Here is a 22,048-nt window from a genome sequence, read left to right on the forward strand (position 1 = left end):
ATTGGATCTTTTAAATATAAAAAATGTGTTTTATGAATCGCATTCACAGCATCGATAACACCGCCAATTTACTGCTTAACCTCTTGTTGAGGGAAACGAACAGTGGCTATTTTTTCAAGGACATACCTCAATACGACGAAGCCTTAGCCCATTATATGCAATGGGGAGCGACCGAGGGATTTATTCGATTTGAATCGGCAGTTACAGAGGCGTTGGTTTACTTTCCCTTGACCTATTACTCCATGACCGGTATGCACGGTTTTGGCGACAGACCTTGCTGTCGGTCGTCAAAAAACGGCTGTATAGCGCTAGTGGAAGTCGATGTGGCAATAGGCCTGATAACAGCGGCCTGTTTCCACGGGTTTAACCCCACAGCTCTACCGGCTATCTATGCGCAATTGGAAGCTGAATACGTCAAAGCGATTGCTTTGGAAGGGCGGGATTTGTGTACTGGCGGACAGCTGATGGCTGCGGAAAATCGAGGATCGAGCGCTCTTAATCGAGGTGATTCGCACGAAACCTCCGTGGAATCCACCCGATTCATTAGCGGTTCTGGTTCTGATATAGGTCGGCTTAACCGGGCAATCAAAACCTGGGCAGCGAATCAATCGCAGCCGTTAAACACCGCCGCGCGGCAGTGGGTAACTGCATACGCAAACCAACTGCTCACCGCTGTTGTCAAGAGCTATTTGGTCGAGGGCAGGGTTGAAATACCGAACGTATACGCTGCGGAAATGACAGTAGATGCTACGGGTTTGCCTACAGCGGTGCGGTTTACAGAAAGCGCCCTACTCATTCGTATTGAAGGTGAATTACCGCCGCATAAAAGAAGGCAAGTGGAAGATTTTCTCCTGACACAGCTCAGTATCCATCATCTATATCCGCTAATTCGCGCAGTGGCCTTTGCCGGTCTCACCGATGAAAACACCCTTTTGCAGGCCGTTTCTAAAGTGGTTGATCAACTGAAGGGACAGTATGGCCATCGATTGGATTTTTTACATGGCGCGCATTTGAAAGCGAGGGCTATTTTGCCGGAGGTGATATCGCTATTCCCCGAATCGTCCTATGAAAGCAAACAGCTCCACCTGCACAATTACCTGATCAACAGCAGTTACTATGCCGTAGAACTGATCAAACCCAATGCAGGGGCAGTTGTTCACAAGCGTTATTTTAACGAAGGCAGTTCGGAAATCAGCATAAGAGGTTTTGATATGCGTTCCGATTTACATGTGATACACGATTGGGTCAACCGCGACTATTCCAAGCGGTTTTGGGAGATGGACGGTCCTATTCAAGATTTGGAACAGGCGTACATCAAGCATTTGGGTGTCGACTATTCCCATCCCTATATCGGCTTGCTCAACGGAGAGCCCATTTTTACCTTAGAACTCTATTGGGCAATCAAAGATGAGGTGGGCAAATACTATCCCTTTCATCCGGGAGACTATGGGTTTCACCTGCTTATGGCACCGGCCAAACAGCGCATTCCGCGCTTTTCTTATCATGCGCTCAGCCTCTGTATGGAGTATTTCTTTTCATTTCCTCAAGTGAATCGCATGATTGGCGAAGCAGCGGTAGATCATCACGGCACGCATCGACTCATCACCCAAGTGGGCTGTGCCTTCGACAGCGCTTTGGTGTTGCCGTACAAAACGTCGAATTTGACCTTCCTCACCCGCGAAATGTTTCAGCATACCCAACGGTATCTAGCGGAGCATTCTTGCCGAGAAATCGAAGTAAACCTATAGCGGAGCTATCCGGCTGCGCAACAGCCTTGTAAACCCCACGCGATTAATGTAAAAAACAACACGGACTATGAAAACCACTATCTATGATTTGGTCGGTATCGGAATCGGACCGTTTAATCTCGGCATGGCAGCCCTGTCTCATTCCCTGCCTTTAAAAACGCTGTTCTTCGATGGAGCTCCTGCCTTTGATTGGCATCGGGGCCTAATGATCGAGGGCAGCACCTTGCAAGTTCCCTTTTTAGCCGATCTGGTCTCGTCTGTAGCACCGACCAATCCGTACAGCTATATCAATTACTTAGTGCAAAAAGGTTCTTTGTTTAAGTTTTGTATCAAAGAATCCTTTTACATCACCCGTACCGAATACAACGCCTATTGCAGGTGGGTTGCCTCGGCGTTGCCCAGCTTGCTGTTTAGCCATCGCGTCACCGCTTTGCAATACAACAACAGCCTTGAGGTGTATGAAGTTAGCGTGCACGATTTGTGTGGGCGTTGTACGAAAACCTATTACGCCAAAAGATTGGTGCTGGGCACGGGTACCGTTCCCAATATACTGGAATGCGTCGAAAATTGCAGCCGAGAACAGGTTTTTCACTCCTCCCAATACACCTATAGGCGACCGTATTTAAAACCGCAGAGCGTTATTTCCATTGTGGGCTCGGGTCAGAGTGCCGCAGAGATTTTTCAAGATTTGTTATTAACTGCTAAGGAAAAGGGCTATCGGCTCAATTGGATCAGTCAGGCCGAGCGATTCTTTCCGATGGAAAACTCCAAGTTTACCTTTGAGCACACCTCGCCGGACTACCTTCATTTTTTCTATGCCTTGTCGGAAAAGAAGCGGAATGAACTGTTGGGCAGACAAGATGCGCTGTATAAGGGAATCAACCAGGCGTTTATCGACGCGATTTATGATCAACTCTATCAAATGGAATTGTACAGCGACTCGCCCTTGCCGATTTGCATTTTGCCCGCTACCCAACTAGAGGCCATTGAAGCCGAAGGGGAGGGCGGTTTTAAATTGGCCTTATACCACCTTTTACAGGAGCGCAACTACGAGCTAAAATCGGACTATGTCATCTTGGCCACCGGATATAAACACCAAGAGTCCGCCCTGTTGACAAACATCAACAATCGCCTTCGTCGGCAGGAAAGCGGTAAGCTAGTCGTGGATGCGCATTATGCGATAGATGTAAATGGCAAAGAGGTCTATGTACTGAATGCCGAATTGGAATCGCACGGTATTTTGACGGCAGATTTGAGTATGGGACCCTATCGCAATGCGATTATTCTAAATGATATACTGCAAGAAGAGCATTTTAAATTGGAGAAAAAAATAACATTTCAGCACTTTGGCATCCCCGACGATAGGGATATGCACCAAGGCAAACAGCCGCACTGCTGATGCCAGACTGTGCGCTAACTAATTTTATGGCTGCACGGCCTACTAAAGAATTAAACTATGAATGTCAGTTCGAACACCCCACACCAAGCCCGTCTTATCGCTGTGGATATGATGAAAACCCTGGCTATATTTTTTATGATATTGGCTCATGTGGTAATCATGTATGGAACCCCAGCAGCTATTTATTCCGATTTTAGCCTGGGGCTCGCTTTTGTGGCAGAGGGAATTGGGGCCCCTGCTTTTATATTTGCCATGGGCTTGTCTGTGGTGCTCGCATCGAAAAAGACCGCTTATCAAATCGGGATGCGGGGACTGCTCTTGTTCGTCGGAGGTTATGTCCTCAATTTTTTGAAGTTTTACCCTACGGCCAAATGGTTTAAAACCCTGCCAGTATCCCTGTTTGCCGATATGGGACTCACCGACAATGCCACGGGCTTATGGAGTTTTCTCGGCATAGCCGATATCTTGCAATTTGCGGCAATTGCCTATGTGATTTGTGCCTTCCTACACCGTTATGTCGATAAGCTTATTGGGGTTGGAATGCTGGTCACTCTCCTCTTCTTTGTAGGAGCGCCCTATCTATATCGGGAAGGAGTGAGCCCCGATAACTATTTTTTACAGCTGTTGTACGGCAAAAGCCAGCGCGTTTACTTTGCACTATTGCCGTGGTTGGGCTTTGCTATATCGGGTATGGCTGTGGGTGATTTTATTAAAAAACAAGCGAATTTACCCGAGCATTGGCCCTTGTATTTGGCCATAGCCGGTATGGGGATGATACTGTTGGGACTGGGCTTGATTCTGAACGATTTCGAATTTTATTTCGGTTCCGATTACTACCACCGCGGAACCGGTGCGCTGATTATGTATATGGGACAATTGCTGTTGAGCCTGTCGCTATATCATCGCGTTTCAAAATACACGCCTGGTGCACTGCGCGATTTTTTTGCGTACTGCAGCAAAAATGTTACCGCGATCTATGTGATACAATGGGTGTTGATTTACTGGTGTTGGTGTTTTATTCCCTATGCCTCTCAGCCCTGGAGCAGCTTGTGGTTGTTGGTTGTATGGTTTAGTGCACTCACCCTGGGGCTCGTTTTCTGTATCCAACAGCTGATGCGAATCAATAAATAATCTTTAAAACTTAGAAATAATGCCGAAAATGCCAAAATGGTTGGGTGATTTGTCCGAAAGGACCTTTAAGCAATCGTATAAAGCCGTCACAGTCGCTGAGGTGGAATACTATGCTAAAAATTTTAAGCGGATTCGCTTTCAAGGAGAAGCCTTGTGCTCCATACCTTGGCAGGCCGCACAAGAAGTGGAATTTCGAGTTTCCGATACGGAATACCGACATTATACACCCTGTTGCTGGAACGTGGAGCAGGGCTATGCCGATGTGCTTTTCTACTTGCACGGCCAGGGCCCGGGGAGTCTTTGGGCCGATGCGCTGACGGTAGGCAGTGCGCTGAATCTCATTGGACCTGGCGGGAAGTTTGTTTTGCCAAGTCGCTCGCATTCCGTGGTGATGCTGGGTGACGAAACCACGCTTAGTGCCTTTAAAGGAATGAAGGAGGTCATCGGGTCAAACGCTCAGAAAACCTGTGTATTGGAAATGGAGTTTGACGCTCTGATGTGGGCGAAAACCGTTGGTTTAGAGGCCCTGGTTTTACAAGCGATAGCAGGACAACGCGGCGCTGTATTGGAGTTTTGGCTGCAAGAGTTCGTTCAAAACAACCCGGCGGCTTCGGTCACCGATTACCTGCTTAGTGGAAATGCGCAGACGATTGCGAAGTTGTACAAGATTTTGCGCGCCGCCAAAGTACCGAGCAAAAACATATACGCCAAGCCCTATTGGGCAGAGGGAAAGGTGGGCCTGTGAATCTCTCGCGCCGACCGCCGCAGTTCTTTAGGACTTAAACCTCGGGATTGCAGTTTTATAAATTTATTAAAGTGGCTGAGGTCGGTAAAGCCAAATGCCGCGCTGATGTCTTTGAGAAGTTCTCGACTGTGTTGCAGTCGATGGGCTAGAATTTGATATTTGTAGGTATCGATATAGCGCTTGATCGAAAGCCCCATCGCTGCTTTAAACAGTCGACTCAAATGACTGGAAGAGCTGTTGAAATGCTGCGTTAGATATTCGATACTAAGCTTTTCAGGTTGTTGTATGTACTGGTGTATATGACGGACTACCCTTAGGAATAGCGGGGCTTCGGCACTAAATGGCCCAGCCGACGGCAGTGAACAGTTGCTTTTGAGTAACAGCAATACGGCCTGTATTAATGGTAACATCACGGCTGTCGGCTTCCCGTCATTTTCCTTCCACTCTTGTACGATCATTTGAAATAAGAGCTCCATCTTCAACAGGGCGCTATTGGACAGGGCAAACGGCCACAGATTTTGCTTGGCCACGAGGAGTTCATCAATAAGCAAATTCCAAGTATGGGCGCTGTTCTTCTGATCGGGTACGGTTAAGTATTCATAAGAGAATTTGAGTACGCTAAATTCCGTTTCGCGCTCGATGTCGAATGCATGTGCATCGTTGGGCGCTAAAAAGAACAAGCACTTACCGCTATAGGGTGTAGGTATGCCATTTAAGCAGTGCAGACCGCGACCGCGATGGATAAACATCAGTTCGAGGTGGTTGTGGTTGTGCATGGGAAACGGCCATTCGCAGGTCTGGAAATGCCGGATGAATAGCGGAGTAAATTGAATAAAACGTTTCATGGGTGTTTTTTACAATTATCTGGCGTAAAATTACCATTTTTTAGGCTGTTGTCGAAGTAGTTTTGCAGCAAATATTTTTTTATGCAAACCGATCTAACACAACAGCAGTCCAAGGTGATTATTCCGATTATGGCATTGGCTGCAGGGGTCATTGTGGCCAACGTATACTACAACCAGCCGATCTTAAATGAAATTGGCAAGTCCTTGAATACTGCGGAGAGTTTGATTGGTAAAATTTCGATGTTGGCACAATTGGGATATGGCTTGGGGATGTTCTTTTTATTGCCTTTGGGCGACAAGGTCAATCGTAAAAAGCTGATAGTGGGACTCTGTATGGCCCTAGTCGTGGTTTTGGGACTGACGTCCTGTGCGCAAAACGCCACTCAAATTTTGATCTTAAGCTTCTTTGTCGGGCTATTCTCCTCACCAGCACAGATTATTCTACCGATGGCGGCGACCTTGGGCAAGGAAAATCGCGGTAAAAATGTGGGCAAGGTATTCAGTGGAATCCTGATCGGTATCTTGGGTGCTCGCGTGCTCAGCGGACTGATAACCACTTATTTGGGTTGGCGGCTGGTCTTTGCTATTTCGGCGGCTATGGTGTTGCTTGTCATGCTGTTGTTGCATCGATTTTTACCGGAAATCCCCAGCAAGTTTAGCGGCAGTTATGGGCGTTTGTTGCAATCGACACTGCGGTTGGTCAAACAGTATAAAACCTTGCGCCAAGCGGCCTTGCTCGGTTCGTTTACCTTTGGGGTGTTTTGCTCGTTCTGGACCACGCTGACTTTTCACCTGAGTAGCGAACCCTTAAACTATTCGACAGCGACCATAGGTCTGTTTGGGTTAATTGCGATTGGCGGTGCCTTGGTTGCCCCGGTCTTCGGCAGGATTGCCGATAAGGGCAAGGTGTTTAAAGGACTGTTTATTACGGTGTCTCTACTGCTGGGAAGCATCGTGTTAATCAAGCTCTTTCCGTATTCAATTATCGCTTTAATCGGGAGTATTTTCTTCCTCGATATCGGTGTACAGGCTACTCAAATCATCAATTTTACGCGGATATACGCCTTGGACGAACAAGCGCACAGCCGACTCAATACCATCTATATGACCACCTATTTTATCGGTGCGGCAGTGGGAACTTTTTTTGGATTGTGGAGCTGGAAGATAGGCAATTGGAATATGGCGACAAGTCAAATGTTGCTTTGGAGTGGTATCGCTCTATTGTTGGTTTATCTGTCGTACAGATCCACGGTACAAAAGCGCGACTAATTGCGGTTTTGGGATTGAATGTGCAAGCTCTAGGCGAAATTTGGTGGCGTTTTAAGTGACAAAGCAGCCGGGAGCAAAGGCAGTGAATCGAAGGCGCTGCTATGTATTGATTAGAACGCGTAGGTCGATTTGTTTTTTTGGGTTGATTTCAAAGAATATTGGGGCGATAAACCGTAAAAAACACACAATCACACAGTGATTTAACAGTCGTAAACCCTTGGATAAAATTTAACATTTTATACCGAAAAAAAAGCTTTCTATCGTATTGTTTTTTTTTACTAAAAACTATATTTGCGTATGTTTTTTATAGGTATATATGGTAGGATTTGATTTAAATCCAGTTTACGAGTTAATAATTGACGATTTAGTCAAACGCAAATATGCAATTTCCGATTGCTTTTTTTCGGAGGCAGAGGTGCGGATTCTCCGCAACCACCTCTTGCTAAAACAAGAGCGGGAAAACTTTAAAAAGGCCGCTATTGGCAAGAGTTTTAACGAGCAAATTGCCAAAGAAGTACGTGGCGATTTTATACTGTGGATGGATGAGGGGGAGGCCGATCAGGTAGAACAGCTGTTTTTCGATAAAATCCACCACTTGATCGACTATTTAAACCGCACTTGCTATTTGGGTATTTGCGAAAGCGAATTTCACTATGCCCGATACCCCGAGGGGACGTTTTATCAACGCCATTTAGACGTTTTTCAAAATGACGACCGCAGAACCTTGTCGCTGGTTTTTTATTTAAACGACGAAAACTGGCAGGCGGATTATGGCGGGGAATTGGCCTTGTTTTTAGCAGCTGAAAACGGCGTGGAGTCCGAATTGAAAATCCAACCCCTAGCTGGGCGTATGGCGATTTTTGACAGCAAAACCATCGAACACGAAGTCAAACGGGTAAAGCAGCAACGCTACAGCATCACCGGTTGGTTAAAGACCCGCTAAACCCTTGTAAATCACTCAAAAACCCGATTCGTTGATGACATCGGGTTTTTGAGTGATTGCGGCTGTTCTATTGTTGTGTTTTCGCCTGCTTTTTGAGTTCGTAGGTATAAATTTTAACGAATAAATTTTCAACTTCGGTACGTGCCCAGGGCATTTTGCGCAAGAATTTTAAGGAGGAGTTGATGCTCGCATCCTTTTTAAAGCAATTGATGTTGACCTCCTTGCTCAATCCTTCAAATCCCTCGTAATAGTTTACTAAGTATTCCAGTATAAAAACCAAAGTTTTTCCGTGTAAGGGGTTTTTTAATTCGTCGTCCATAAGGCTAGTTTAAAGCGCAAAGTTACTCAATAAAAAATAGAGATGCCCCTTTTTATGCAACGGCGGTGGTTTTTAAAATTACCGCTAGTTTAGTATTTTAATCGGTTTGCCGTCGGAATCTAAGGCGACCAAGGTAAATTTGCCCTGTACCACTTCTTCTCGACCGGCTTCATTCATCTTTTCCAAATAGACTTTTACCGCAATTCGAATACTGGTCGTTCCGAGCTGTTCCACCCGGCCGATCAATTCGACCAGGGTACCGGCTGGAATGGGTTTCCTAAAATCGATGCGATCACTGCTCACCACGACAAAGGATTTACGGCTAAAACGGGTGGCGGTCATAAAGGCCGTTTCGGTCATCATCAAAAGTACTTGACCGCCAAACATGGTGTTGTGGTGGTTGGTGGTGTTGGGAAAAACCACCTTAAAAATATGGGTTTCGGATTGGTCGATTTGTTCTTCTATAGTCATCTGTAATCGGGGTCGTTTTTTAATGCTTTGGGCGTTTTTTTTACCTTGGTGTTTTACTTGATGTTCGGTTGTCTTAAGCGCTGTGGCTTAAAGGTTTTTGAGTTGGTGAAAGGGGTGGTCTTCCGGCTGCCAATAGGGGGTGAAATAACCCGAAACCCAAGCAGGGGTTACGGCATCAAGTGTGGATGGTTGCCATTTCGGACTGTGGTCCTTGTCGACTAATAAGGCGCGAACCCCTTCCGCAAAGTCGGGATGCAGACTGCATTGCACCGACAGGTTGAGCTCTGCCTGAAAAACCTCTTCCAAACTCCACTGTTTGCCGCGACGCAGTTGTTCGTATATGATGGCGCGTGAACTGGGCGACCCGCCTTCAAAACTCTTTTTAGCCGCCTGTATCCAAGGATCGATCGCGTCTGCAGCCAGCAACAGCTTTTGAAATTCGTCGATGGATGTTACATCGTCAAATTTCTCGATAAACCCTTGGTGCTGTTGGCAGGGAGACTCGGGCAATTGCGCTGTGTTTAAGACCTGGAGTATAGCGGTAATCGCCGAATGGGCATCCTTTGCGTTTTTATCCCAGTCCAAACGGTCTAACTGCTGCCACAAATCGCTTTTTAGGCTGCTGTCGAGGTGGAAGTCGGCAAGGCCGAGGTAGCGGGCATCTGCCCCGTTAAGTCGCGTGGCTGTTAAACCGGTGTACAGTCCCCAGGAACCCGGCATTTTATTGAGAAACCAAGTGCCGCCCACGTCGGGATACAGACCGATGGTGACCTCGGGCATGGCCAACTTGCTCTTTTCCGTCACTATGCGGTGTGAAGCGCCAGCCAGCAATCCCATGCCGCCTCCCATCACTATACCGTCTGCCCACACTATAATCGGTTTGTCGTATCGGTGAATCAGATAATCCAGTCGATACTCCTCTATAAAAAATTGTACACAAGCAGGGGCGGGTACGTGGTCGTTCTCTGCGTTTTGTGTTTGTATTGCTTCGTATAAACGCACCACATCGCCACCGGCACAAAAGGCTTTTTCACCCGCTCCCTGCAAAAATACCGCGTGAATTGTCGGGTCGCTTTGCCATGCTCTCAAAGTTTTATACAAGCCGGCTACCATAGCAAGCGATAGGGCATTTAGCGTTTTTTCCGCATTTAAGGTCAATATACCGACGCCATTGCGACGTTCGGTAAGTATGGGTTCAGACATTTTTATAGTTTTAAGTTCCCGCTGTGATGGAAACGGTTAATAATTGGATTAAAATAGGGCGTTTCGATTATCGAAAGACGTTTTCCGCATTAGGGTGTAAGCAAAGGGTGCGGCAGTATATACCGCGTACGAACAGATTCATCAAGGCGCCAGCAGCAGTGCCTAACATCGGTCAAGGGGATTTTTGTGGTCGTACACAGTGAAATAGCAGACATAAACAGCATTTAAAATGGAAATTAAAGCGCTTGACGATAGCTCGATTGGCCAAAGTGAATAAAGGAGATTGAAAGGGATTTCGAGGGTATAGCCGACAAAACGCGACTTTCCCGGAGTACTAGAGAATGGGGCGTCTTTTTGCAAATCGAAAACCAGCAGACAATATGCTTCAAACCGCGAAAGCACAGTCAATGCGGAAGAGGCAGGTATCCTGACTTATAACATTTTTGCCATCCTTCCCGTATTAGTACAGTGGATGTAAAGGGCAAAAACTTTGGTGGGTTACTTACAGTTGCGCGACAGTTCGTGATTTTAACACGATTCCCTATTAATTTGCCGTTGGGCAAAACCTATTCCGGTTGATGAGATAATAATCAAAGAACTTACTAGCTATAAAAGTACCAAATATTTGGAGAACCGTCATGAATTAAGTGTTAAAATCAATATAAACCAAAGGCAACACGGCCTAAAGACCTCTCTTTTTGAGGGGGCATTACGCTATGGTAGTCGTGCTATTGGTGCAAAATCACAGTCAAAAAGCGGGTAAGCTGCTTAAGAATTGTTTTTGCGAATCTTAATCCAAATTAGGATGACGGCCAACAGCAAGAGGGAAATCGATAAATACCGCCATGCGATGTCGTTTTGAGTTTGCAGCGAACCGGTAGAGGAAACGACATAGCTCAGTACAGAGGTGAGCACGTAGATCAATCCGCCTAGTAAACCCCCTGCGATTCCCGCATTGTTGGGAAAGGCAATCATGCTACGGGTAAAGTACACATTAAAGATAAAACCCGAGCAGATGTGAATGGCAAAGGCAAAAAACATCAATACCCACAGGTTTTGGTAAAACTGACCAACTAGGAGTAATAGCGCGATGAGCAGCAGTTGAAAAAGGGCAAATCCGATCACCTTGGCTTTAAAATTCCAATGTATGGCTCGCTTGCCAATCAGTCCACCAATCATCCACGACAGGCCCAAGACCAAGGCGCAATAACCAATGGTGACCGCGGTAAAGTGAAAGCTGTGCTCGATGATAAACGGACCAGCCATACTGAATACCATGACGATCGAATAACTCAATCCCAATATGAGGATGCCCAAGACAAAATTGCCCGATTTGAGCATCATTTGGTACACCTGTAGTACTTCCAATCCCTTAAAAGGTTTTTTAGCGGCCAAGGTCTCGCCGCTATACAGCAGTTCCAGTACAAACATCAACAAGGCATAGAGCGCTAAAAAATAAAAATTCGATTGCCATCCAAAGTGTTTTTCGAGATAGCCCCCTAAAAAAGGCGCGACTATAGGGCCGCAGGACCAGGCAATGGTAAAATAGCTCAAATAGTATTTCAAGCGATCACCACTGTACAAATCCACAAAGAACGCCCGCTTGGACACCACTATGGCAGCGATGGAAAACCCCTGAATCACCCGTAAAAAACAAATGACGAACAAATCGCGCGACACGCCGATGGACAAACTGGAAACCACCAGGATAATCAGGGCAATCAAACTGGGTTTGTAACGACCGATACTGTCGAGCAAGCTGCCGATAAACAATTGACCAATACCGTAACTCAACAAAAAACACGAAAGCGTCAATTGTATGTTTTTCTCCAGCAGTCCCAAGTCTCTAGCCATGGCGGGAAACGACGGCAAATAGATGTCCGTAACCATACCGGATAGGGGAATGAGCATGAAGGCCAATATCGTAGCCAGTTTTTTTCGTGGAGCAGAAGCTTCTATAAGCATAGTGAGGAGTCAGGTGAATAATTGGAAGTTGCAAAATTAAGGTTTGTCTCTTAGATACGGGAGCTAAATGCGGAATTTTTTAGGTCTGTTCTATTCCCGTTGTTTCCCTAGTAACAAACCGAAGGTCGGTATGGCGGTGACATTTATTGTATGGGGCTTGTAATATGATAGTTATCATTTTTAAGACTGTTGAAAAGCGGTAATTTTAGGCGTTGCCAAAAGCAGAGGCAATGCGAGTAAATAGCCTTAAAAATTAGAAAGCCATGAAAATAGAACAAATTTATACCGGATGTATTGCACATGCAGCTTATTATGTCGAAAGCGATGGAGAAGCTGCTATTTTCGACCCCTTGCGCGATGTACAAACCTATGTCAACCGCGCGAATAAAGACCAAGCCCAAATCAAATACGTGTTTGAAACTCATTTTCACGCGGACTTTGTTAGTGGTCATCTGGATTTGATGGCGAAAACCGGGGCAGAGATCGTTTTCGGACCTACGGCCCAACCCGAGTACAAAGCGACGGTCGCTGCGGATGAGGAGATTTTTTCACTGGGTAAAATACAGATTCAGGTATTGCATACGCCCGGACATACCCTGGAGAGTGTGACCTACCTCATCTTGGATGAACAGGGGGTAGAACAGGGCATAATAACCGGTGATACCTTGTTTATCGGCGATGTAGGACGACCAGATCTGGTACAATACGTCAACTCGGACTTAACCGAAGAAATCTTGGCCAAAAAGTTGTATCACTCCCTGCGCGATAAAATTATGCCCTTGCCCGATCACATCATCGTTTATCCCAATCACGGCGCGGGCAGTGCTTGCGGTAAAAACATGAGTAAGGAAACGACCGATACCTTGGGCAACCAGAAAAAAACCAATTACGCCCTGCGCGAAAACATGAGCGAGGAAGAGTTTGTCGATGAGTTGTTACAGGGATTGACCACACCGCCTCAGTACTTTCCCAAAAATGTAATGATGAACATACAGGGATACGAATCATTGGATCAGGTACTCGAAAAGGCCAAAAATCCGATGAGTGTATTCGAATTTAAAAAGCAAAGCGATTTGCCGGAGGTATTGATACTCGATACGCGCGATGCGGCCGTTTTTGCAAGAGGTCACGTTCCCAACAGTATCAACATCGGTTTAAACGGCGGCTTTGCCGGATGGGTGGGAGAAACCATTAGAGACATCAGACAAAAAATAGTATTGGTTACCGAAGTGGGCAAGGAGGAAGAATCGATGGTGCGCTTATCGCGAGTGGGGTATGACCACACCATCGGTTATTTGGAAAACGGTTTTGAAGCGTGGAAGGCCGCTGGACTACAGGGTGAAACCATCGATCGAATCAATCCCATGGAATTTGATGCGAAAATACTGTATTCCGATGTGGTTTTGTTGGACGTGAGAAAGCACAGCGAATACGAGTCGGAACACCTGATGTTTTCGAGCTCGATTCCCCTAAACACCTTAGAAGATCACTTAAAGAATTTGTCCAAAGAGGCTACTTACCTCATTTATTGTGCCGGGGGCTACCGCAGCATGATTGCCGCTTCTTTGTTAAAGAAACACGGGTTTTTAAGAATCACCGACGTGATGGGCGGGTACACCGAAATCAAAGAAGTGACGCAACTAAAGAAAACTGCTTATGTGTGTCCAAATTCGATGTTGTAATTGATGGCATAAGTGTGCATTAAATACGCTTTATTTAAGTATTAATTTAATATTTTGTAAGGGGTGAAACAGGGGTAAAACCCCAAAAAAACGGTATTTTAGGCGTGTTAATTGGCTTAGGATATCGTTTTTTTTCTGATTAATAGCCATGGATTAAGTAAAGAGGCCGTTCCCACTTTATGCTGGAACGGCCTCTTGCGAATAGAAAAACAGGATAAATGCCTTCTAATAGTTGTTGATTTGAATCACGGGTTTAATGGTTTTTCCGCTTTCAGAATCTGCTATGGCTTGGTTGATTTCGCTAAACGGATATTTTTTAATCAGTTGGTCAAAGGGAAATAGACCCTGTTGGTACAGTTGTATCAGTTGGAGTATAAATTCGTCTGGAACGCTATCGCCTTCCACGATGCCTTTAATTTGCAGTCCCTTACCGACAAAGTAATTCATATCGATTTGCAGGGGTTTGGTTGCAACGCCCACCAGTCCGCAGACTCCGTGTGGGTATAAGCTTTGCAATAAGCCGTTAATCACCTCATTTCTGCCCGTGGTGTCAAAGGCGAAGTGGAATCCCTTAGTTTCAATCTTTAAGAGCTCTTGGGCAAGGTCGCTGTTTTTGGTGTTGATCGTATGAGTAGCCCCTAATTCTTTGGAAAATTTCAGGCGTTCTTCATTGATGTCTATCGCTACTATGGTCGTTGCTCCGCTGGCTTTGGCAGCCAATAGCGCTGCAAGTCCCACCGCGCCTATACCCGATATGGCTATAGCGCTACCCGGATTGACGCGAAGCGCATTGATAATGGCACCGGCACCGGTTTGTATGCCGCAGCCCAATGGGCCTAGCAATTCTAAATCCACCTCTTTGGGTACCTTGACGACGTTGTTTTCCGTAGCCAGGGAATAGGTGGCAAAAGACGATTGCGAAAAGAAGTGGCCGTTGATGGTTTCCGCGCCTTTGGAATGGCTGTGCGAACCGTCTAGTCGACATCCTTGGAAGTTGAGAGCCATAAATTCTTCGCAATAGGCCGGTAATCCCTTTTTACAATTGATGCAGTTGCCGCAGTAGCCAAAAGTCAGTACCACGTGGTCTCCTTTTTTTACTTTGGTCACTCCCGAGCCTACCGCTTCGACGATTCCCGATCCTTCATGGCCGAGTATCGACGGGAACTCAGGCCCCATAATAGCATCTCGAGCCACCATATCGGTATGGCAGGTCCCCGTGGCGACCATTTTTACCAGTACTTCGGTAGCCCTTGGGGCTTCTAACTGTACTTCTTCTAATTGAAATAAACCTCCTTTTTCTCGAACAACAGCTGCCGTAATAGTCCTTTTTTCCATATTTAAATCCGTATTTAGTTATTAATCAAGCGTAATTTATGGATTATTTCGGCCTTTGGCTGTTAAAATAATTTAATGTTTTTGCAAGGATGTTTTAATTTTTAGTTCCAATTGTTAAAGCCTCAGTCGCATAGATGCGCTGTTCCAACTGCTCCCATTCGGAAATGGGATACTGTTGGACTTGGCTCTGCGGTTGTGGCTCATTTGACGACTGTTTATGAGCTGCTTATTTTTTGAGCGTTTTTGCGCGGTTGTATTCGTAGTTCATTTGGGCGATATTGAGTACGGATATCCCCTGTGGGCATTCGACCTCACAGGCCTCGGTATTGGAGCAATGGCCAAAGGTTTCCTGATCCATCTGTGCCACCATGCTCAACACCCGTTCACTGCGCTCTTCTCTGCCTTGTGGCAGCTTGACCAAGTGAGTGATCTTTGCTGCGGTAAAAAGCGCTGCACTGCCGTTTTTACAAGTGGCTACACAAGCGCCACAACCGATGCAAGCTGCCGAGTCAAAAGCCGCCTCGGCCGCGATATGCGTGATGGGTAGACTATGCGCGTCTGGAGCTTGTCCGGTATTGATCCCGACATAACCCCCGGAAGCGATAATGCGGTCAAAGGCAGCGCGATCTACTTTGAGGTCGCGTTTCACCGGAAAGGCGCCCGAGCGAAACGGCTCGATGACGATGGTCTCCCCATCTTTAAACTCGCGTAAGTGCAATTGGCAAGTCGTGGTGTTTTTTAAAGGACCGTGTGCCAGTCCATTAATCATTACGCCACATTGTCCACAGATGCCTTCCCGACAGTCGTGGTCAAATTCAACCGGCGATTCGCGTTGGCGAATCAGCTGCTCGTTTAGCGTGTCCAGCATCTCCAAAAACGACATGTGCGGATTGATGCCCTCCAAGGGATAATCGACGAGTTTTCCGGTTGATTCCTGGTCTTTTTGTCTCCAAATTTTTAAATTTAGTTTCATCTGTAGCTATTTTTTAGGTCTTAAAGCCCTCTGCTAAATCGTTTGGATAAAGCGCAGTGTTTAAGAGCGTTTACTTCAATTATTTATAACTTCTCACTATGGGGTTGACGTATTCAAAAACCAGCGGTTCGCGGTGGAGTTCGGGGGTGTTTCCTAGACCGGTCCATCCCCAAGCAGAGATAAACTGAAAGTCGGCGTCGTTTCTCATTGCTTCCCCATCTGGCGTTTGGTATTCCTCTCTAAAGTGAGCGCCACAAGATTCGTTTCTCGTCAGGGCATCATAACACATCAATTCGCCAATTTCGAGGTAGTCGGCTACGCGTCCGGCTTTTTCCAATTCGTTGTTCATCGAAGACACTTCTCCGGGTATGGAAACGTTTTGGTAAAACTCCTCGCGCAAGACTTGAATTTGTGTGATGGCCGATTTTAACCCGTTTTCGTTTCGCGACAGCCCGCAGTAGTCGTAGAGGATTTTGCCAAGTGCTTTGTGGTAGTAGTCCACGGTTTGACTGCCGGTAGCATTGACAAAGCGTTCAAGTTGGTCCTTTACCGCTTGTTCAGCCTGTTCAAAGGCGGGATGATCGGTAGGGATTTTTCCGGTATGAATCTCCGCCGACAGGTAATTGGCCAAGGTATAGGGCGCGATAAAGTAACCGTCTACACAGGCTTGCAAAAGGGAGTTGGCTCCCAGTCTGTTGGCTCCGTGATCGGCAAAATTGGCCTCTCCCAGGGCAAATAAACCCGGTATGGTAGTCATCAATTCGTAGTCGACCCACAGGCCGCCCATGGAAAAATGGGCTGCCGGAGAAATCATCATCGGCTCTTTATAAGCGTCTATACCCGTGATTTTGCGGTACATATCGAATAGGTTGCCGTATTTCTCTTTGATTTTATCGGCACCTTGTTCCCGTATGGCTTTGGAAAAATCGAGGTATACCGCATTTTTTAATGCGCCAATACCGAATCCGGCATCGATGCGCTCCTTGGCCGCTCGGGACGAAATGTCGCGCGGAGCCAGATTGCCAAAGGCGGGATACCTTCTTTCCAAATAGTAATCGCGTTGGTCTTCGGGTATTTCGTGGGCACTGCGCTGTTCGTTTTCTTGCAGCGGCACCCAAATGCGTCCGTCGTTGCGCAGCGATTCAGACATCAAAGTCAGTTTGGACTGGTAATCGCCGGATTGCGGTAACGAAGTCGGATGGATCTGCGTCCAACTCGGACAAGCCATCAGGGCGCCTTTCTTATGCGCACGCCAGATGGCCGAACCGTTGCATCCCATGGCCAAGGTGGATAAATAGTAAATTTTACCAAAACCGCCAGTGGCTAAAACCACGGCGTGGGCGGCATGGCGTTCCACCTTGCCCGTATCTAAGTTTCGCGCTATAATTCCACGTGCCTTGCCGTCGATAACCACCAGGTCGAGCATTTCGTGACGGGTGTGTAGTTCCACGGTCTTTTTGCTGACCTGTCGCATCAGGGCTTGGTAGGCACCGAGTAGCAGTTGCTGTCCGGTTTGTCCCCTGGAGTAAAACGTGCGACTCACTTGTACGCCGCCAAAGGAGCGGTTGTTGAGATAGCCTCCGTATTCTCGACCAAAGGGAACGCCTTGGGCTACGGCTTGGTCAATCAGGTTTAACGAGCACTCGGCCATGCGATAGACATTGGCCTCTCGCGATCTAAAATCACCGCCTTTTAAGGTGTCTACAAACATGCGATAAACACTATCTCCGTCGTTTTTGTAGTTCTTGGCCGCGTTTACACCTCCTTGAGCCGCTACGGAATGGGCGCGACGAGCACTGTCCTGAAAGCAAAAGGATTGTACCCGGTAGCCCATTTCGCCTAGTGAGGCTGCTACAGAGCTTCCTGCCAAACCGGTACCCACTACAATAATATCTATCTTTTTGCGGTTGGCCGGGTTGACCAATCGGGCGTTTTTTTTATAATTGGCCCACTTCTCCTCTAAAGGACCTGCGGGAATTTTGGCGTCTAATTGCATAAACCTGCGGTTTTAAGATTGAATAAAATAGATGTAAATCGGAATCAGGGCAAACCCCATACTGATGGCCACGGAGTAGATTACTCCAAAATAGCGCACGGCCTTTACGTATTTGGGATGGAATAGCCCAAGGGTGCGCACCGCGCTAAAAAAACCGTGCAACAGGTGGTATCCCAAGGCGATCATCGATAAGACGTAGAGGACAACATACCACCATACTCGATAGATCTCGATAACGAGTTGATAGAGGTCTCTATTGCCGTTGGCGTCGAGGGGTAGGCTACCGAATTTGTACTCGTACCAAAAATTTTTAAAGTGAATGATCAAGAAAATCAGGATTAAAGTGCCGAGTATACCCATATTGCGACTGTACCACTTGCTCGATCGGCCGCGCTGATCCTTTTGATAGCTACCGCCGGCCTGTTTGTTTTTTAGGGTCAATACCAACGCGTAGACCGCATGGGCGATTATCGACGCATACAGACCGTAGGAAACCACCTTAATCAGGGGATTGCCCGATAGAAAATGCGAATACGCATTGAATTGCAAATGCGCTTGTTCAGCGGGTAGAAATAACTGTAGGTTCCCCAAGAGGTGTATCACCAAAAAGAAACACAGAAATAAACCGGTACAGCACATGATAATTTTTCGGGTGAGCGTTTGCATAGCGAGCGTTTTTTTATAATTAATAATATCCGATAACTTTCATCCAAAGACCTCCTAAAGCCATATAAATAATCAATAGAATAAGCCCTGTTTCCAAGCCGCGAAGCCACCAGTTTTTGAGATCGACATAACCGCTTCCAAAAAACACCGGAGCCGGACCGTGACCGTAATGGGTTAGGGTACCGTATAGCGAACCTATAAAACCAAGCATAAAAGCCAGTAATAGCCCCGGTATACCCACGGATATACCCACGGCTAATAGGGCGCTGTACATCGCCGCCACGTGAGCCGTGGCACTGGCAAAGAAATAATGACTAAAAAAGTAAACCAAAACAATAACGGGAAATGCCAACTGCCAGCTCAAACTTCCAATTTGACCTTTGATCAGGTTGCTAAACCATTCGATAAAGCCCAATTCGTTGAGGGAACTCGCCATCATCACCAATACCGAAAACCAGACTATGGTGTCCCAGGCTCCTTTTTCTCCCTTGATGTCTTCCCAGGTCAATACCGAGGTGATCAACAACATGATGAGGCCGAAAAAGGCGGTGGTAGTCGCGTCTATCGACAGCATTTCGCCGGTGATCCACAAGAAGAGCAATACGAAGAACGCCAATAACATCAGCCATTCATTTCGCGTAATTGGTCCCATTTCCTTGAGCTTTTCAGCGGCCATTTTAGGTGCGTCTCCCGTTTTTTTCAATTCGGGTGGGTATATTTTATACAAGACCAATGGAATGATGAAAAAAGCAGCCAAGCCCGGAACTGCGGCGGCTATAGCCCAAGACATCCAACTGATCTGTATGCCCAAATTGGCGGCAAACTTCTGACACATCGGATTGCTGGCTGTACCCGTCAAAAACATAGACGAGGCAATCAGGTTGGCATTATAGCTGCTCAAGGTCAGAAAAGACCCCAGTTTTCTATGGGTATCGGGTTTGTCGGGTTCGGAGCCAAAACTCATCGCCATCGATTTCATAATCGGATAGATAATACCACCACCTCTTGCCGTATTGCTGGGAATGGCCGGAGCCAAACACAAATCGGCTAGGCCCAAACCATAGGCCAGTCCCAACGAACTCTTGCCGAATATGCGGATGAATAAAAATGCAATGCGATTGCCCAGTCCGGTTTTGATAAAGCCCCTGGCGATAAAAAAGGAAATACCGATCAACCAAATCACTTTATCGCCGAAGCCGCGAAGGGCCAGGGTGATGGATTTGGCCGCATCGCCCGGTGCGAGTACCTGTGTCAGTGCGGTTAGCGCCACTGCTATCATACACATCGTGCCCATAGGAGCCGCCTTGAGTATGATGCCGAGTATGGTGGAAACAAAGATGGCAAAGAGGTGCCAGGCTTCGGGGGTAACGCCTTCGGGCTGCGGAATAAACCACAAGACAAGACCTATAGAAAAGGTGATGAGTACCCGAACTAGGTTGATTTCTTTCATAGGGATAGAGGATGAGTTTGATTAAAGAGAATTAGAGACGACTTTGTACTTGCAGTACCAAAAGATTGTTGTTGTGTTGAACGCTGTTGGCGATTTGGTTTTTGTATACATCGATTTGCAGCCCCAATTGTATGCGAGCACCGTAGTCTTTTAAAAACTCTAAGCCCAACATCGGCAAAAGGGTTTGTCGCGGATTGGAGTTTAGTTTGTAATCCAAGTCCATATATTCGTAACGGCAGGAGAATTCGACGGCGCTGAGTTTTTTATAGTGTATCTCGTATCTCAAGTTGGGCAGCACATAGAAACCTCGGAGCTGGTACTCACTCAAAGCGGTAGTTCGCTCTGCTTCGGGTATGCCAAAATAGCGGACTTGGTTAATCGCTTGCTTGGCTTCGAATTGGGTTTCGAGGGTTAGGCGGTCCGACAGTTTGTAATCTGCGGTTAAATCCAAGCCGTAGGCGTGTATCTGCCGTTTGTTGACCTCACCGATACCGCCGTTAAAGCCCAAGTTGATGTTGTTTTTTTCGGAAAGACCCAAAACGATACGCGTGGAGTAGTGCTTGCCGTTGTCGCTGTCCATAATTTGGTTTCGGCCGTTGCCATTCATCACGGATAGGGCATAGGTGATGGGTAGGGATTCGGTATTAAAAGTACCGTTCATCGAAACACCGGTTTGGAAACTCGTCCAACCGATCTTGCCAAACTCGTAATACTGATTGGAAAAATCCATAGACCGAATGATGTCGACGGAATAGGTTTCTTCAATGCCAAACCACGGGCGAAATTGGCCCAAAGTAAAACTGACGGCCTTGCTAAAGCTGTATTTGATATAGGCATTTTCCAAAACCTTGTTTTTGGGATCGGATTTGAAATCGGCCAAATTGACCAAGGCTACGACTTCCGTTCGCTCTCCAATGCTAGCTCGAACCTGTACGCGCATTCGCTTGACCTCAAAGGAATTTCGCGTGACCGAACCCTCCGAATGATGCATGCCGCTGAGGTCTACACCCTCTGTAAAACCCGAAGAATAACGCGCTTGAAAAAGGCCTTTAAATTGAAATTGAGGGTATTTTGTCGGTGCGGGAATCACGGAGTCCGTTGCGGTTTGCGCAAACAATGCTGTCGGTAGAAAAAACAGTAGTCCCAGTTTTTTAAATGTAGTAGAAGTCACAGCCATACTCGTTTTTTTTATATCTAATTCGGATTTAATGCGAGATTAGAAAAATTGATTGTAATAAAGTTAACATTTTTTTAATTAAATTTTACGTCCATATTAAATTTGATTATAATTTATTTTTTTAGTTAATTATTGATATAAATATGTGGTATTAATTAAATTAACGACAATCTATTTTATTTTTTACCAAAATACAGTGTGTTATAAATACTGCGTGAACTTGTTGTTTTTGTGTTTATTTAATAATTATAACAGCTAATTTAGGATATTGTCGTTTTTTTATTTAAAAATAAGGGTTGTTTATTGCTTTTAGGCTAGGTGATTGCGTATACTTAAATTTATGCTGAGCCGTGCTCGGCTTGTTTCTTAGAAAATGCAATTTTGTTTTACTACAATATTTTATATGTTTTTGAGATATAATAAAAATATTTTTTATTAATAAGGTATATATATAAGGTAATGGGGCAGGAATGTTTGATAAAGTAGAAGTGTATTTTATTGAGGTTCAACGCGGTATTTACAGGCAAATTACTGATTTTTAAAAAGTTGAATCGTAAAATTTAACGTTTTTTAATTTTTTTTTCACATTTATTTAGTGTTATTGCAGGCTCAAATAACAATATTAAATGTAATTTTATTGTGTTAAATTCAGCTATTGTATTAATTGATTAAAAAGTGTTCTTTTTTATCTAAATTTTTTAAACGATTTATAGTATTTAAAAGCGGAATTG

General features: G+C 45.9%; 18 protein-coding genes and 1 riboswitch. Of the genes, 7 read left to right on the top strand and 11 right to left on the bottom strand.

Annotated features, from left to right (window positions below):
• The first annotated feature begins 32 nt into the window (after positions 1–32).
• The 4 genes from ACQZ43_RS11525 to ACQZ43_RS11540 all read left to right on the top strand — a co-directional run bounded on the left by ACQZ43_RS11525 (position 33) and on the right by ACQZ43_RS11540 (position 5,023).
• Complete coding sequence (locus ACQZ43_RS11525; RefSeq protein ID WP_430612791.1) at positions 33–1,748, top strand: GNAT family N-acetyltransferase; 1,716 nt, start codon at positions 33–35, stop codon at positions 1,746–1,748.
• A 67-nt stretch (positions 1,749–1,815) separates the two neighbouring features.
• A complete protein-coding gene (locus ACQZ43_RS11530) occupies positions 1,816–3,147 on the top strand; it encodes a lysine N(6)-hydroxylase/L-ornithine N(5)-oxygenase family protein (RefSeq protein ID WP_430612793.1) in 1,332 nt (443 codons plus the stop codon).
• A gap of 57 nt (positions 3,148–3,204) precedes the next feature.
• Positions 3,205–4,278 (top strand): heparan-alpha-glucosaminide N-acetyltransferase domain-containing protein, encoded by a 1,074-nt coding sequence (locus ACQZ43_RS11535; protein WP_430612795.1) that lies wholly within the window; start codon positions 3,205–3,207, stop codon positions 4,276–4,278.
• A 28-nt stretch (positions 4,279–4,306) separates the two neighbouring features.
• On the top strand, positions 4,307–5,023 hold the full coding sequence (locus ACQZ43_RS11540) for a siderophore-interacting protein (protein WP_430612797.1): 717 nt from the start codon (positions 4,307–4,309) through the stop codon (positions 5,021–5,023).
• Here the strand turns inward: ACQZ43_RS11540 and ACQZ43_RS11545 are convergent.
• Complete coding sequence (locus ACQZ43_RS11545) at positions 4,993–5,868, bottom strand: helix-turn-helix domain-containing protein (protein WP_430612799.1); 876 nt, start codon at positions 5,866–5,868, stop codon at positions 4,993–4,995. The two genes, ACQZ43_RS11540 and ACQZ43_RS11545, sit on opposite strands and share 31 nt — an antisense overlap.
• A gap of 81 nt (positions 5,869–5,949) precedes the next feature.
• On the opposite strand from ACQZ43_RS11545, the gene ACQZ43_RS11550 reads away from it, so the two are divergent.
• A complete protein-coding gene (locus ACQZ43_RS11550; protein WP_430612801.1) occupies positions 5,950–7,137 on the top strand; it encodes an MFS transporter in 1,188 nt (395 codons plus the stop codon).
• Positions 7,138–7,453: 316 nt separating this feature from the next.
• The gene (locus tag ACQZ43_RS11555) at positions 7,454–8,080 is read left to right on the top strand and encodes a 2OG-Fe(II) oxygenase (RefSeq protein ID WP_430612803.1); all 627 of its coding nucleotides are present in this window, start codon (positions 7,454–7,456) and stop codon (positions 8,078–8,080) included.
• A 67-nt stretch (positions 8,081–8,147) separates the two neighbouring features.
• Here the strand turns inward: ACQZ43_RS11555 and ACQZ43_RS11560 are convergent, their stop codons facing one another.
• The 4 genes from ACQZ43_RS11560 to ACQZ43_RS11575 form a co-directional block, all read right to left on the bottom strand.
• On the bottom strand, positions 8,148–8,399 hold the full coding sequence (locus ACQZ43_RS11560; RefSeq protein WP_430612805.1) for a VF530 family DNA-binding protein: 252 nt from the start codon (positions 8,397–8,399) through the stop codon (positions 8,148–8,150).
• Between the two features lie 84 nt (positions 8,400–8,483).
• Positions 8,484–8,870 (bottom strand): acyl-CoA thioesterase, encoded by a 387-nt coding sequence (locus tag ACQZ43_RS11565; RefSeq protein WP_430612807.1) that lies wholly within the window; start codon positions 8,868–8,870, stop codon positions 8,484–8,486.
• Between the two features lie 87 nt (positions 8,871–8,957).
• Positions 8,958–10,073 (bottom strand): enoyl-CoA hydratase/isomerase family protein, encoded by a 1,116-nt coding sequence (locus ACQZ43_RS11570; RefSeq protein ID WP_430612809.1) that lies wholly within the window; start codon positions 10,071–10,073, stop codon positions 8,958–8,960.
• A 400-nt stretch (positions 10,074–10,473) separates the two neighbouring features.
• Positions 10,474–10,658: riboswitch (cobalamin riboswitch) on the bottom strand.
• A 183-nt stretch (positions 10,659–10,841) separates the two neighbouring features.
• Positions 10,842–12,038 carry an MFS transporter gene (locus tag ACQZ43_RS11575; protein WP_430612811.1) on the bottom strand — a complete coding sequence of 399 codons (1,197 nt, stop codon included), beginning with the start codon at positions 12,036–12,038 and terminating at the stop codon, positions 10,842–10,844.
• Positions 12,039–12,301: 263 nt separating this feature from the next.
• Between ACQZ43_RS11575 and ACQZ43_RS11580 the strand changes: the two genes are divergently transcribed.
• Positions 12,302–13,720 (top strand): MBL fold metallo-hydrolase, encoded by a 1,419-nt coding sequence (locus tag ACQZ43_RS11580; RefSeq protein WP_430612813.1) that lies wholly within the window; start codon positions 12,302–12,304, stop codon positions 13,718–13,720.
• 225 nt (positions 13,721–13,945) lie between these two features.
• On the opposite strand, the gene ACQZ43_RS11585 is transcribed toward ACQZ43_RS11580, so the two are convergent.
• The 6 genes from ACQZ43_RS11585 to ACQZ43_RS11610 all read right to left on the bottom strand — a co-directional run bounded on the left by ACQZ43_RS11585 (position 13,946) and on the right by ACQZ43_RS11610 (position 21,317).
• Positions 13,946–15,055 (bottom strand): NAD(P)-dependent alcohol dehydrogenase, encoded by a 1,110-nt coding sequence (locus tag ACQZ43_RS11585; RefSeq protein ID WP_430612815.1) that lies wholly within the window; start codon positions 15,053–15,055, stop codon positions 13,946–13,948.
• 226 nt (positions 15,056–15,281) lie between these two features.
• Positions 15,282–16,028: a succinate dehydrogenase/fumarate reductase iron-sulfur subunit gene (locus ACQZ43_RS11590; protein ID WP_430612817.1), complete on the bottom strand. Its 747-nt coding sequence runs from the start codon at positions 16,026–16,028 to the stop codon at positions 15,282–15,284.
• A gap of 79 nt (positions 16,029–16,107) precedes the next feature.
• Positions 16,108–18,024 (bottom strand): fumarate reductase/succinate dehydrogenase flavoprotein subunit, encoded by a 1,917-nt coding sequence (locus ACQZ43_RS11595; protein WP_430612818.1) that lies wholly within the window; start codon positions 18,022–18,024, stop codon positions 16,108–16,110.
• A gap of 12 nt (positions 18,025–18,036) precedes the next feature.
• Positions 18,037–18,690, bottom strand: coding sequence for a succinate dehydrogenase cytochrome b subunit (locus ACQZ43_RS11600; protein WP_430612820.1), 654 nt, complete (start codon positions 18,688–18,690; stop codon positions 18,037–18,039).
• Between the two features lie 19 nt (positions 18,691–18,709).
• Positions 18,710–20,140 (bottom strand): anion permease, encoded by a 1,431-nt coding sequence (locus ACQZ43_RS11605; protein ID WP_430612822.1) that lies wholly within the window; start codon positions 20,138–20,140, stop codon positions 18,710–18,712.
• Positions 20,141–20,171: 31 nt separating this feature from the next.
• Positions 20,172–21,317 (bottom strand): porin, encoded by a 1,146-nt coding sequence (locus tag ACQZ43_RS11610; protein ID WP_430612824.1) that lies wholly within the window; start codon positions 21,315–21,317, stop codon positions 20,172–20,174.
• Between the last annotated feature and the right edge of the window lie 731 nt (positions 21,318–22,048).

Origin of the sequence: Flavobacterium sp. JP2137 (assembly GCF_050562195.1) — a bacterium.
Taxonomy (GTDB): domain Bacteria; phylum Bacteroidota; class Bacteroidia; order Flavobacteriales; family Flavobacteriaceae; genus Flavobacterium.

Coding starts and splice junctions, on each gene's coding strand:
- ACQZ43_RS11565 (WP_430612807.1), bottom strand. CDS start 8,870: ATGACTATAGAAGAACAAATCGACCAATCCGAAACCCATATTTTTAAG.
- ACQZ43_RS11550 (WP_430612801.1), top strand. CDS start 5,950: ATGCAAACCGATCTAACACAACAGCAGTCCAAGGTGATTATTCCGATT.
- ACQZ43_RS11525 (WP_430612791.1), top strand. CDS start 33: ATGAATCGCATTCACAGCATCGATAACACCGCCAATTTACTGCTTAAC.
- ACQZ43_RS11610 (WP_430612824.1), bottom strand. CDS start 21,317: ATGGCTGTGACTTCTACTACATTTAAAAAACTGGGACTACTGTTTTTT.
- ACQZ43_RS11540 (WP_430612797.1), top strand. CDS start 4,307: ATGCCAAAATGGTTGGGTGATTTGTCCGAAAGGACCTTTAAGCAATCG.
- ACQZ43_RS11585 (WP_430612815.1), bottom strand. CDS start 15,055: ATGGAAAAAAGGACTATTACGGCAGCTGTTGTTCGAGAAAAAGGAGGT.
- ACQZ43_RS11600 (WP_430612820.1), bottom strand. CDS start 18,690: ATGCAAACGCTCACCCGAAAAATTATCATGTGCTGTACCGGTTTATTT.
- ACQZ43_RS11545 (WP_430612799.1), bottom strand. CDS start 5,868: ATGAAACGTTTTATTCAATTTACTCCGCTATTCATCCGGCATTTCCAG.
- ACQZ43_RS11530 (WP_430612793.1), top strand. CDS start 1,816: ATGAAAACCACTATCTATGATTTGGTCGGTATCGGAATCGGACCGTTT.
- ACQZ43_RS11595 (WP_430612818.1), bottom strand. CDS start 18,024: ATGCAATTAGACGCCAAAATTCCCGCAGGTCCTTTAGAGGAGAAGTGG.
- ACQZ43_RS11590 (WP_430612817.1), bottom strand. CDS start 16,028: ATGAAACTAAATTTAAAAATTTGGAGACAAAAAGACCAGGAATCAACC.
- ACQZ43_RS11560 (WP_430612805.1), bottom strand. CDS start 8,399: ATGGACGACGAATTAAAAAACCCCTTACACGGAAAAACTTTGGTTTTT.
- ACQZ43_RS11555 (WP_430612803.1), top strand. CDS start 7,454: ATGGTAGGATTTGATTTAAATCCAGTTTACGAGTTAATAATTGACGAT.
- ACQZ43_RS11575 (WP_430612811.1), bottom strand. CDS start 12,038: ATGCTTATAGAAGCTTCTGCTCCACGAAAAAAACTGGCTACGATATTG.
- ACQZ43_RS11535 (WP_430612795.1), top strand. CDS start 3,205: ATGAATGTCAGTTCGAACACCCCACACCAAGCCCGTCTTATCGCTGTG.
- ACQZ43_RS11605 (WP_430612822.1), bottom strand. CDS start 20,140: ATGAAAGAAATCAACCTAGTTCGGGTACTCATCACCTTTTCTATAGGT.
- ACQZ43_RS11580 (WP_430612813.1), top strand. CDS start 12,302: ATGAAAATAGAACAAATTTATACCGGATGTATTGCACATGCAGCTTAT.
- ACQZ43_RS11570 (WP_430612809.1), bottom strand. CDS start 10,073: ATGTCTGAACCCATACTTACCGAACGTCGCAATGGCGTCGGTATATTG.